Genomic DNA, 11,469 nt, shown 5'->3' with positions numbered 1-11,469 from the left:
CCGCCAACCCGCACCCGCCCCGAAGCTCGGGGCGGGTGCGGGTTGGTTCACGCTATTTCGGGTCTCGCCCAGCCTGTTTCAGTGCCAGTCGCAGAGCGTATTCGATCTGGGCATTGACGCTGCGGAGATCGTCGGACGCCCATTTGGCAATGGCCTCGTGGATGGCCGGATCCAGGCGCAGCAGCACCTTTTTCGGTTCACGCTTACCCTGAGCCATGGTCAGTTGTACAGCGAGCCGGCATTGACGACGGGCTGGGTGGGGCGGTCGCCGCAGAGGACGACCAGCAGGTTGGAGACCATCGCGGCTTTGCGTTCCTCATCGAGTTCGACCATGCCCTCATCGGCGAGCTTCGCCAGGGCCATGCCGACCATACCGACCGCACCTTCGACAATGCGGGCACGGGCGGCGACCACCTGGTTGGCCTGCTGGCGAACCAGCATGGCCTGGGCGATCTCCGGGGCGTACGCGAGGTGGGTGATGCGCGCCTCGAGAACGGCGATCCCGGCGGTGGCGGTGCGTTCGCGCAGTTCGGTGGTGAGTTCCTCGGAGATCTCGGCACCGTCGCGCAGGCTGGTGCGAATGTCGTCGTGCGAGTCGTAGGGGTGGATGGTCGCGAGGTGGCGAACGGCTGCCTCGGACTGGGTTTCCACGTACTGCTCGTAATCGTCGACGGCGAAGGCGGCCTTGAAGCTGTCGACGGCCTTGTAGACGACCACGGCGGCGATCTCGACCGGATTGCCGTCGGCGTCATTGACCTTCAGCTTCTGGGTCTCGAAGTTGCGCACCCGCAGCGAGATTCGCCGCCGATCGGTGAGCGGCACCGTCCAGAAGAACCCCGGATCGCTGATCGAACCGATGTAGCGGCCGAAGAACTGGATTACCCGGGCCTCATTGGGGTTCACGATGACCAGACCGGTCAGTCCGAACAGCGCGGCCAGTCCGATGCACCCCGCGACCACGCCGACCAATACGGCCCCTACCCCGCCGCCATCGGCCGCCGTCCCAATAGCGAACACCACCACCGCTCCCGCGGCAACCGTCGCCACGAGCAGCACCGCCAGCATGAGAAACCCGTTGATCCGAAACGCCGGACGAAGCTCCATTGCGCCCTCCCAATATCGAAGTGATATCACTACGATAGCGCGTTTCGGCTGCAGACGCCAAGCGAGTTTCCGGGCTGCGACGCTCAGTGCCCGCGATCGTGCGATCACGGGCACTGAATACCGCGACGGCACTGGGCTCGTCCTTCGTCATCCCGGCATGCTTTTGGCCGGGAGCCACACCCCATGTACCGCACCGGATCGTGTGTATTCCGGCCAAAAGCGCGCCGGAATGACGGGCGGGCCGTTGCAGGAGAAACGCCACGCGCCCACAGCCGTAATGGCCGCGGGCGCGCCGCTCCCCATCCCCGCTGTGTCCCGCTGCCGTCAGGCAGCGGGACGCGGGATCCCAGAGCGGGTTCGGTTCATCCCCCGTAGTCGGTGGCGAACAGTGCTGCCGTCGCGGCGCGGCGGCGGCGTTGTTCGACCGGGTCGGGGACGGGGACCGCGGCTACCAGGCGCTGGGTGTACTCCTGGGTGGCGTTGCGCAGGATGTCGTCGCGGGTGCCCTGTTCGACGACGGCGCCATTGCGCAGCACCGCGATCCGGTCGGCGAGTTGGTCGACGACGGCCAGGTCGTGGCTGATGAACAGGCAGGCCCAGCCGCATTCCTGTTGCAATTGCGCGAAGAGTTCGAGCACCGTCGCCTGTACCGAGACATCCAGGGCACTGGTCGGTTCGTCGGCGACCAGGAGATCCGGATTGAGGACAAGAGCCCTCGCGAGGCTGGCGCGTTGCCGCTGTCCGCCCGAAAGCTCGTGTGGGTAGCGATGTTCCGTTCCCGATGGCAGCTGCACGTCGTCCAGGAGGGTGCGCACGCGGGAACGCAGCGCCTCCCCCTTGGCCGCACCGTGGACGATGAGCGGTTCCGCCACGCATTCCCCAACAGTCATGCGCGGGTTCAATGATGTTGCCGGATCCTGGAATACGAATCCCAGCCGACGGCGCATGGGTCGCAGCCGCCGTTCCGACAGGCCCACCTGCTCGTGCCCCAGTATTCGCACCGATCCGGCGGACGGCCTTTGCAGGGCCGCCACACACCGACCGATGGTGGATTTCCCGGAGCCGGATTCGCCCACCAGGCCCAAGGTTTCACCGCTGTTGATACTGAGGCTGACTCGGTCGACGGCCCGGAATGCCGGACGCCCCAGGGCGCCGGGGAATTCGACGATCAGATCGGTCACCTCGAGCACCGGTCCGGCGGATGCCGCCGCCGTCGACTCCGGGGGCTCCTGGGTTCTCGCCCGTACCGGCGTCGCCGAGGGCACCGGCTCCTCGGCCGGCACCAGCTCCTCGGACGGCACCAGCTCCTCGGACGGCAGCACCTCGCCGAAGGGTCCGCACGGCGGTGCGGGCGGGGGCAGATCGGGTCGACTGCCACCCAGATGCGGCACCGCGGCCAATAGTGCGCGGGTGTACTCGTGCTGCGGATTGGCGAACAGCTCATCCACCGTCGCGGTCTCGACCACCCGTCCCTCGCGCATGACCACCACGCGATCGGCCAGATCGGCCACCACGCCCATATTGTGGGTAATGAGCACGATGGCGCTGCCCAGGCGCGTGCGCAGATCCCGGAGCAGTTCCAGGATTTCGGCCTGCACGGTGACATCGAGCGCGGTGGTCGGCTCGTCGGCGATGATCACCTTCGGCTCACACGCGATCGCGATGGCGATCATGACGCGCTGCTTCTGCCCGCCGGAGAGCTGATGCGGGTAGAAGTCGACCCGATGCTCCGGATCGGGCAGCCCGACCAGGCGCAGCAGCTCCACCGCCCGGGCCTTGGCCGCCTTGCGCTTCATATCACTGTGCGCGCGAACCACTTCCATAATCTGGAAGCCGACGGTGAACAGCGGGTCGAGCGCCGAGCCAGGCTCCTGGAACACCATGGAGACGGCCCCGCCACGCAGCGCCGTCAGCTGCCGCTCGCTCATGGCCGTGACGTCCTTGCCGCCCAGCATGACCGAACCATCCACCCGCGCACTGGCGGGCAGCAGTCCGATGGCGGTGCGCGAACTCACCGATTTCCCGGATCCGGATTCGCCGACGACGGCCAGCACTTCACCGGGAAATACCTGGTAGGACACTTCACGGACCGCCGGGACGGCCCCGGCGTCGGTGGCGAAGGTGACCGAGAGCGATTCGATGGACAGTGCCGGTTCAGACATCGTCGGCCTCCCGCGTGACGGCCGCCTTCTCCACCGAGGTGGGCGCGCCCACCGTGCGACGGGTGCGCAGCAGCGGATTCATCACCTCGTTGAAGCTCTCCCCGGCGAGGGTCATACCGAGCACCACCAGCATGATGGCCACACCGGGCGCGACACCGGTCCACCAGATCCCGTTGGACACATCATTGATGACCGCCTTATTGAGGTCGTATCCCCATTCGGCGGCCTGGGTCGGTTCGATACCGAATCCGAGGAATCCCAGTCCCGCGAGGGTGAGAATGGCTTCCGCGCCATTGAGGGTGATGATTACCGGCAGTGACTGGGTGACATTGGCGAGGATGTGCCGGAACAGGATTCGCACCGTCGACGCACCGGTGACCCGGGCCGCGTCCACGAACGGTTCCTGTTTCACCGCGACCGTGGCGTTGCGCACCACCCGGAAGTACTGCGGCACGAAGATCACGGTAATGGCCACCGCCGCCGACAGAATGCCGCCGGTACTGCTGGATTGCCCGCCCGCCACCATGGCCGAGACGATGATGGCCAGCAGCAGGGCGGGGAACGCGTACATGGCGTCCATGAACAGCACCAGTACCCGGTCCACCCAGCGTCCGAGGTAGCCGGACACCAATCCCAGTGGCACACCGACGAATAGCGACAGCACCAGCGATACCGAGATGACCGCGAGTGCGGTGCGGGCACCGTAGATCACCCGCGAGAGCACATCCTCGCTGCGCACCGAGGTACCGAACCAGTGCTGCGCCGACGGTGCCTGCTGGCTACCGAAATCCACACCGTCGGCACTGGTCTGCGCGAACCCGTAGGGCGCGAGCAGCGGTGCGAAGGCCGCGATCAGGATGAACAGCGCGACCAGGGCGAGCCCGAACAGCAGGGTGACGCGCTGTAGACCGTGCGTCATCCGTAGCAGTTTGAGCCCCGGTAGTCCGCGCCGGGGCGGGAGTACCGCGATACCGCTGTCGGTCGGGGTCGTCAGTTCGGAGGTCGCCATCAGAACCTCACTCTCGGATCGACCATGGCGACGATGAAGTCGATGACGAAGCTCATGACCGCCACCAGTAGCGCGATGAACGCGACAATGCCCTGCACCGCCATGAAGTCGCGACTGGACAGATACTCGGCGAATTGATGTCCGAGTCCCGGCCAGTTGAACGTCTTCTCGGTCAGCACCGCACCGCTGAGCAGCATGGCGATCTGCATACCCATCACGGTGACAACCGGAATGAGGGCATTGCGGAAGGCATGCCGCCCGGTCACCGTCCGGGCGGACAGACCACGCGCTCGCGCCGCGTCGACGTAATCGGCACGCAGGGTTTGGATGAGGTTGATCCGCACCAGGCGCAGGAAGACGCCGCCGGTGAGCAATCCGAGCGCGACCGCCGGCAGTACAGCGTGTTTCAGGACATCGATCAGGTGCCCCATATCGCCGTACAGAATGGCGTCGATGATCAGGATGTTGGTCTTGGGCGAGACGTGCATCAGGTCCAGTTCCACCTGGGCGCTGGCCCGACCCGATCCGGGCAACCAGCCCAGCTGCACCGAGAAGATCAACTTCAGGACCAGCCCGACGAAGAATACGGGCGCGGCGTAGGCCAGGATCGCGAAGAGCCGCAATACCACGTCGGAGCCCGAATCACGATGGGTGGCAGCGTATCTGCCGAGTGGAACACCGACGATGAAGGCGACGATCAGCGCCCAGAACACCAGTTCCAGCGTGGCCACACCATAGGTGGACACCACCTCGGTGACGGCCCGATTGTCGGCGGTTCTGCCGAAGTCCCCACGCAGCAATCCGGAGATGTACTCCCAGTACTGCTCCAGAATCGGCCGGTTCAGTCCGGCCGCCTCCTTGCGGGCCTCGATCTGATCGGCCGGCAATCGCCCACCCAGCGCGGCGGTGATCGGATCACCGATCACCCGCATGAGGAAGAAGACGACCGTCACCAGGATCCATGCGGTGGGCACGATCAGCAGAGCCCGGACACCCAGATAGCGCAGGAGAACGCTGTGTCGAGATCCACTGCCGCGCTGCCTGTTTCGGCGAAAAGGAGCCGGGGATTCCGGCTCCTCCGCCTTGGCGACAGCTGTCACTTACTCAGGACGCCGAACCGGAATCGGAAGGATGCGTCGAGCGTCTCCTGCAGCCCCTTGACGTCCTTGCCCGCCACCGCGATCTGCTTACCCGACAGCAGCGGCAGCATCGAGATGTGATCGCGGGCCAGATCCGTCTGTACCTGCTCGATGATCGCGAGCCGCTTATCGGCATCGGGCTCGGTCGTCTCCGCGGTGAGCTGCGCGGTAATGGCCGGAACCTCGAAGTGGTTCTGCAGGAAGTTGTTCGGTGCGAAGAACGGGGTCAGGTAGTTATCCGGATCGGAGAAGTCCGGGAACCAGCCCAGCTGGTACAGCGGGTACGCGTCGCGGGCCCGTTCACGTTGGTAGGCAACCCATTCGGTGGCCTGCAGGTTGACCCGGAAAAGCCCGGAGGCCTCGAGCTGGGTCTTGATGGCGGCGTACTCCTCGGAGCTGGACTCACCGTAGTGGTCCGGGTTGTACTGCAAGTTCAGTTCGACCGGCGTGGCCACCCCGGCGTCGGACAGGAACTTGGCCGCGGCTTCCTTATTCGGCTTGGCACCGTAGATGTCTTTGTAGGGCTCGGCCGCGCCCGGGAAGCCTTGCGGAACAGACGAATACGCGGGCGTGTAGGTGTCCTTGTACACATTGGCGGCGAGTGCGTCGCGGTCCACCGACGAGGCGACGGCCTTACGGACGGCCAACTTCTGTTCGGGGGTACCACCCGGCATGGTGTCCAGGTTGAAGACGATGTAGCGCAGCTCGCCGCCCGGCCCCTCCAGGACACTGACATTGCCGTTCTGACGCAGCGAGTCCACGTCACTCGGGGTCAGACTGCGCCAGGCCACGTCGATATCGCCGTTCTGGACATCGAGGCGCATATTCTCGGTGGTGCCGTAGTACCTGGTCGAGATGGACTCGGTCTTCGGCTTGCCCAGCGCCCCGTTGTAGTCGGGGTTGGCCTTGTATTCGACCAGCTTGTTCTTGTCGTAGTTGACGATCGAATACGGGCCGGAGAAGGGCTTACCGTTCACGACCTCGTTATCGTCCATCACCCTGTCTGCGGGGAACACCTTCTCGTCCACGATGGGACCGGCCTGGGTGGTCAGGACCGACGGGAAGGTCTGGTCGTTGGCCTCCTTCAGCGTGAACTTCACGGTGCGTTCGTCGGTGGCTTCGGTCCTGTCCAGATTCTGCAGCAGCGAGGCCGGACCGTTCGGGTCGTTGATCCCCACCATTCGATCGAAGGAGAACTTGACGCTGGCCGAGGTCAGCGGGTTTCCGTTGGCGAACTTCAAACCCTCACGCAGCGTGCAGGTATAGACCGTGGGCGCGCTGAACTCGCAGTTCTCGGCCGCGTCGGGTTCGGGCGTGGTCTCACCCGGTGGCAGGTTCAAAAGGAACTGGTACACCTGGGTCTCCGGCAGAAGTGACCCATTGTCGTAGGCGGCGGCGGGGTCGAGCGAGAAGATCTTGTCGGTAGTACCGACCACGATCCCGCCTTCTCCGCCGCCACCGGTACGGCCCGAGCCACAGCCCGCCACCGCTAGCACGGCAAGAGCCGTCATGCCCAGTGCAGCAACACTTCTCACTGCACCCGGTCGAGTCGGCCATGCCTGCCTCGCCGAAATACTCATCTTCGATCCCTCATCTCGAAACCGCCACGCCCCGGACTCGGATCACAAGACCGATGCGACAGCGGTGAACTTTCGGTATGGCGGGGACAGTACCGACGAGTAATTGCCAATATGTTGCATTTGCGAAGATTCGTCCCAGGATTGCCGGGTTCGTGGCGAAAACGCGTGACGCGCAGGTTAATTTCCGGTCGGCGGGCGTGGCATGCCTGCCGGGTCACCCGGCCGGGCGGATGTTCCGGTTGCTCCGGAACATATTGTGGACGTCGTACTTCGACTTCAGTGCGGCGAGGTGGTCGTAGGTGGCCGGGGCGTACCCGAGGCGGGTCTGCGCCTCGTCGGCCTCCGCGCCACCGCCGTAGAGGAAGTTCAGGTGATGACCGATCGTCCACGGCGACAGGCCCTCCCGTATCCCGGCCAATCGCTCGTCGACGGGCGTCGCATCCGGCATGGCGATAACACGGGCGACGTACTCGGCGGCCCGGTGATCCACGGCGATACCGGCCGGGCCGGGACGGCGCAGCGCACCGCCGAGGTGGCGCAGACCGGCGACGACGGGACTCGGCGAGTTCGGACCGGTCAGATCCAGGAAGGTTTCGGCCGCCCGCGCGGGCAGGTCGGTGAGCAGCGCGTTGGTGGCGGTGTAAGCGTGCGGATCGTCGGGATCGCGGTAGATGCCATGGCTTTCGGTGTAGGGCATGGTGCGCAGATCATCGGCGAGGCGCTCACCCACCGCGCGCAGCGGGGCGACGATCCGCTCCCCCGCGGCCGCGTCACCCGTATAGGCGATATTGATGGTGGCGGTGTAGCGCCCGCGCAGGGGTTCGGGGACCTGCGCGATATTCGGAATGGTGAGCATGGTGATGGCGGAGGTCAGCTGCTCGGGCTGGTCGGCGGTCCACAGCCGCCACGCCTCCAGCGCGGGTTCGACCAGGCGCGTATCGAATTGGAGTTGACCGCCGTACACGGTGGTGACCGGCACCAGTTCCAGTTCCAGCGCGGTGACCACACCGAAGTTGCCGCCGGTGCCGAGCACGGCCGCGAAGAGTTCGTCGCCGGGTTCGAGGCGGCGCAGGCGACCATCGGCCGTCACCAGTTCCACGGCGCGCACATGATCTGCGGCATAGCCGAATTCGCGGGCCAGAATGCCCACGCCACCGCCGAGGGTGTAGCCCACCATGCCGACCGACAGCGAGGAGCCGTTGAGTGGGGCGAGGCCGTGGGCGGCGGCGGCTTCGATGAGCGCACCGGCCCGCACTCCGGCGGCGACGCGGGCGGTGCGGGTGGCGGCGTCGATGCGGATATCGGCCATGCGGCGGGTGCTGATGAGCACGCCGCCGTCGGTCGCGACCGACAGTCCGTGCCCGGTGGCCTGCACCGCGACCGGAAGGCCCTGGCGCGCGGCGTATTCCACGGCGCTGCGCACATCTTCGGCATGCAGCGCGCCGACCACCAGGGCTGGGCGGTGGGTGTAGGCGGTTTGGAAACCGGCGATCTCGGTGTCGTAGTCCGGTTGTCCCGGCCGGAAGACCGGGCCGGTGGTGCGGAGTTCGGTGCTGGCTGTCGGCGTCATACCTCGACTCTGCGCGTACACCGATGATAACTCCAACAGATAGTTCTGCTGATCGCTAGAATCAATGGTTATGGAACTGCGTCAACTGCGCTACTTCGTCACGGTGGTCGAGGAGGCCAATTTCACCCGCGCCGCCGCCCGGCTGCATCTGGCCCAGCCGGGCCTGAGCGCACAGATCAAGCAGCTGGAACACGAACTGGGACAGCAACTCCTGGACCGGACGGGCCGCTCGATCACGCTGACCCCGGTCGGCGCGGCGGTCCTGCCGTTCGCGCGAGCGGCCCTGGCGGCGACGGAGCGGATCACCCATACCGTGGACGAGTTCACCGGACTACTGCGCGGGCATGTGCGGGTGGGACTCATTTCGGGAGCGGCCCTGGACGAGTTCGATGCCGCCGGCGTCCTGGCCGCCTTCCATCGCGATCATCCGCAGGTCCGCATCAGCCTCACCGAGGACACCTCGGACCGGATGCTGTCGGCGCTGGGTCGCGGCGAACTCGATATCGCCATGATCGGCCTCACCGGCGCGGACCTGGATCCGGCCGTGGCCATCGAGACGGTGGTCGATACCGCCATTGTCGCCGCCGTCGCCGCGGACGATGAGCGCTTCGACGACAAGATCGACCTCGCGGAGCTGTGCCGCCACCCGCTCATCTGCCTGCCTCCCGGCACCGGCCTGCGCGGGGTACTCGAACGAGCCTGCGCCGCGGCCGGTCTCACCCCCGATATCGCCTTCGAGGCCGCCGCTCCCCCACTACTGGTCCGGCTCGCCGCGCACGGCCTCGGTATCGCGGTCATTCCCGAACTCGGCCCGGATGAGGCCGCGGCCCTCGGAATACGCGTACTGGGTCTCGATCCGGCGCTGCGCGGGCGGCTGGTGCTGGCCTGGCGCACCGATCGCCCGACCAGCCCGGCCGCGAAAGTTCTACTGGGTCAACTACGTATCGCGCTGACGTCCTGAACGACCCTGCCGCTCACTGGAATACCCGACGTAGCCCGCCGTCGCGAAGCGCCTGGGTCGCTATCAGCGCGAGCAGCAGCACGCCGGTGGCGATGTGTATGACGGCATCGGTCCGGTGATTCGGGAAGCTGAAGATCAGGACCTGTTCGGAGAACAGCGCCCAGATGCCGATGACGAATCCGCCTCCGACAGCGGCGATCACGCAGTACCAGGCCGCCCAGGACTTGCGGGTGGCGGCCAACAGAGCCGGAACGAAGAGCAGTAACCCGCCCACGGCGTGCCACCCGTTGTAGTCCATCCCGAGCACCGGGGTGGCGGCCGCGTGCTGCCCGACCTCGAAACTGGGTTCGACAATGAATCCGACTATCGCCCACACGATGTGGACGATGCCGACGACCGCCACCGCCCACTGCAGAAAACTCCACCGCGCCAAGTCGATTCGGCGCTCCGACGCTGTCTGTGCACTCATCGTGTGACCCTCCCCACCAGCACGGCGAATTATCTACTACGCAGTGTAGTTGCAAATGGCAGTGAGTGAAAGAGTTCGCGAACATCCCACCGATCTACATCACATGTTCCCAATCACTCCCTAAACAACCCCATTGTGATTACAAATAGGGACTGTTAGGGTCGTTTTATGACCGATCGCCTGTACTCGGTGGACGAAGTAGCCGAACGCCTCGGCCTGCACGCCCGCACGGTGCGCACCTATGTGCGCGACGGCAAGCTGCCCGCCGTCCGCATCGGCAAGCAGTACCGCATCGCGCACGCGGACCTGGAGGCGTTCACCGGTCGTCCGGTGCCCGACGCCCTGCGCGAGACGGTCGGGCGGCACCGGCACAGCGAGGTGTCGAGCATTGTCGAGATCGAGGCGGTCGGCCCCGATACGGCGTCGCGGCTGAGTTCGCTGCTGTTCGCCGCTGCCGGCAGTCGCGGTTCCGACGAGGACGAGCCACTGCGTATCGAAACCATCTACAACGCCGAGCGGGCCCGCATGAAGGTCATCATCGTGGGTGGCCTGGGTGCCACCGCTCGGCTCTTCGACTACATGGAAGGGGTGCTCGCCTCATGAGCACGATCTACCGATCCGAGGCCGGCGCGCAGGTGGTCGAGCGGCGCTACCGAGAACTCTTGGGCACCTGGCCCGTTCCCGCCGAGGAGCGGCGGGTACCCACCCGCGAGGGCGACACCTTCGTCCTCGTCTCCGGCCCGGTCGACGCGCCGCCGCTCGTCCTCCTGCACGGTTCCGGCGCCAATGCCGCGACCTGGCTCGGCGATATCGCCTCGTGGGCACAGCATTTCCGCACCTACGCCGTCGATATGGTCGGCGAGCCCGGTTTCAGCGCCCCCTCGCGCCCCGACCTGAAGTCGGAGGCCGTCGCGCTCTGGCTCGACGATGTGCTGACCGGACTGGGGCTGACGAGCACCGCCGTGGTCGGTATGTCGCTCGGCGGCTGGACCGCCCTGGACTACGCCATCCGCCGCCCGGAACGCATCACGCGGCTGGCGCTGCAATGCCCCGGCGGCATCGGCAAACAGCGCTTCGGCTGGATGTTCAAGAGCATCGCGCTGCACCTGGTCGGCCGTTCCGACCAGCGCGCCTCCACCCGTCTCGTCACCGGCTTGGACAAACCGGAGTTCGAGCCGGTCCTCGATGACGTGATACTCACCTTCGAACATTTCAAGCCCCGCACCGGACGCCTTCCGATGTTCACCGACACCCAACTACACGGGCTGGCAATGCCCGTCCTGGTCATTGTCGGAGCCCGCGATGTCATGTTCGACTCCACCGAAACCGCCCGCCGCGTAAGGGAAAACGTGCCCGACGCGACCGTGCGGGTGCTGCCGGACGTCGGTCACGCCATCCTCGGGCAGACCGATACCGTGCTGAACTTCCTGCGCGGGTAGTGCCGCGTCACGAATCGTTGCCGACGAAACTCACCG

Annotated in this window: 11 protein-coding genes; 3 read left to right on the top strand and 8 right to left on the bottom strand. The window is 66.0% G+C overall.

All coding sequences use genetic code 11. The features are described from left to right. Positions 1–52: 52 nt before the first annotated feature. The 7 genes from NU1_RS42470 to NU1_RS39210 form a co-directional block, all read right to left on the bottom strand. Complete coding sequence (locus NU1_RS42470) at positions 53–217, bottom strand: type II toxin-antitoxin system antitoxin (protein WP_169815212.1); 165 nt, start codon at positions 215–217, stop codon at positions 53–55. 2 nt (positions 218–219) lie between these two features. Further along, positions 220–1,104 carry an SPFH domain-containing protein gene (locus tag NU1_RS39235; RefSeq protein ID WP_067529489.1) on the bottom strand — a complete coding sequence of 295 codons (885 nt, stop codon included), beginning with the start codon at positions 1,102–1,104 and terminating at the stop codon, positions 220–222. Between the two features lie 362 nt (positions 1,105–1,466). After that, the gene (locus NU1_RS39230) at positions 1,467–3,266 is read right to left on the bottom strand and encodes an ABC transporter ATP-binding protein (RefSeq protein ID WP_067529487.1); all 1,800 of its coding nucleotides are present in this window, start codon (positions 3,264–3,266) and stop codon (positions 1,467–1,469) included. Beyond that, positions 3,259–4,275 (bottom strand): ABC transporter permease, encoded by a 1,017-nt coding sequence (locus NU1_RS39225; protein ID WP_067529485.1) that lies wholly within the window; start codon positions 4,273–4,275, stop codon positions 3,259–3,261. The genes NU1_RS39230 and NU1_RS39225 overlap by 8 nt, the downstream gene beginning before the upstream one ends. After that, a complete protein-coding gene (locus tag NU1_RS39220) occupies positions 4,275–5,282 on the bottom strand; it encodes an ABC transporter permease (RefSeq protein ID WP_281221294.1) in 1,008 nt (335 codons plus the stop codon). The genes NU1_RS39225 and NU1_RS39220 overlap by 1 nt, the downstream gene beginning before the upstream one ends. An 89-nt stretch (positions 5,283–5,371) precedes the next feature. After that, a complete protein-coding gene (locus NU1_RS39215) occupies positions 5,372–6,925 on the bottom strand; it encodes an ABC transporter substrate-binding protein (protein WP_067529481.1) in 1,554 nt (517 codons plus the stop codon). Between the two features lie 283 nt (positions 6,926–7,208). Then, entirely contained in the window at positions 7,209–8,564 is a 1,356-nt protein-coding gene (locus NU1_RS39210; protein ID WP_067529479.1) for an FAD-binding oxidoreductase, read from the bottom strand. A 70-nt stretch (positions 8,565–8,634) separates the two neighbouring features. Here NU1_RS39210 and NU1_RS39205 point away from each other — a divergent pair, with 70 nt between their 5' ends. Beyond that, positions 8,635–9,525 carry a LysR family transcriptional regulator gene (locus tag NU1_RS39205; RefSeq protein WP_067529477.1) on the top strand — a complete coding sequence of 297 codons (891 nt, stop codon included), beginning with the start codon at positions 8,635–8,637 and terminating at the stop codon, positions 9,523–9,525. Positions 9,526–9,538: 13 nt separating this feature from the next. On the opposite strand, the gene NU1_RS39200 is transcribed toward NU1_RS39205, so the two are convergent. After that, entirely contained in the window at positions 9,539–9,994 is a 456-nt protein-coding gene (locus tag NU1_RS39200; protein ID WP_067529475.1) for a DUF4383 domain-containing protein, read from the bottom strand. Between the two features lie 168 nt (positions 9,995–10,162). Between NU1_RS39200 and NU1_RS39195 the strand changes: the two genes are divergently transcribed. Continuing rightward, the gene (locus NU1_RS39195; protein ID WP_067529473.1) at positions 10,163–10,597 is read left to right on the top strand and encodes a helix-turn-helix domain-containing protein; all 435 of its coding nucleotides are present in this window, start codon (positions 10,163–10,165) and stop codon (positions 10,595–10,597) included. After that, positions 10,594–11,433, top strand: a complete 840-nt coding sequence (locus NU1_RS39190) for an alpha/beta fold hydrolase (protein WP_067529471.1) — start codon at positions 10,594–10,596, stop codon at positions 11,431–11,433. Before NU1_RS39195 ends, NU1_RS39190 begins: the two co-directional genes overlap by 4 nt. Positions 11,434–11,469: the final 36 nt, after the last annotated feature.

Origin of the sequence: Nocardia uniformis NBRC 13702 (assembly GCF_001613345.1) — a bacterium.
Taxonomy (GTDB): Bacteria; Actinomycetota; Actinomycetes; order Mycobacteriales; family Mycobacteriaceae; genus Nocardia; species Nocardia uniformis.
This window is presented reverse-complemented; position numbering and strand designations above follow the sequence as displayed.

Bases quoted from the DNA above. Each gene is read 5' to 3' on its own strand.
- NU1_RS42470 (WP_169815212.1), bottom strand. From the start codon at position 217: ATGGCTCAGGGTAAGCGTGAACCGAAAAAGGTGCTGCTGCGCCTGGAT.
- NU1_RS39205 (WP_067529477.1), top strand. From the start codon at position 8,635: ATGGAACTGCGTCAACTGCGCTACTTCGTCACGGTGGTCGAGGAGGCC.
- NU1_RS39210 (WP_067529479.1), bottom strand. From the start codon at position 8,564: ATGACGCCGACAGCCAGCACCGAACTCCGCACCACCGGCCCGGTCTTC.
- NU1_RS39215 (WP_067529481.1), bottom strand. From the start codon at position 6,925: ATGACGGCTCTTGCCGTGCTAGCGGTGGCGGGCTGTGGCTCGGGCCGT.
- NU1_RS39190 (WP_067529471.1), top strand. From the start codon at position 10,594: ATGAGCACGATCTACCGATCCGAGGCCGGCGCGCAGGTGGTCGAGCGG.
- NU1_RS39235 (WP_067529489.1), bottom strand. From the start codon at position 1,104: ATGGAGCTTCGTCCGGCGTTTCGGATCAACGGGTTTCTCATGCTGGCG.
- NU1_RS39195 (WP_067529473.1), top strand. From the start codon at position 10,163: ATGACCGATCGCCTGTACTCGGTGGACGAAGTAGCCGAACGCCTCGGC.
- NU1_RS39200 (WP_067529475.1), bottom strand. From the start codon at position 9,994: ATGAGTGCACAGACAGCGTCGGAGCGCCGAATCGACTTGGCGCGGTGG.
- NU1_RS39225 (WP_067529485.1), bottom strand. From the start codon at position 4,275: ATGGCGACCTCCGAACTGACGACCCCGACCGACAGCGGTATCGCGGTA.
- NU1_RS39230 (WP_067529487.1), bottom strand. From the start codon at position 3,266: ATGTCTGAACCGGCACTGTCCATCGAATCGCTCTCGGTCACCTTCGCC.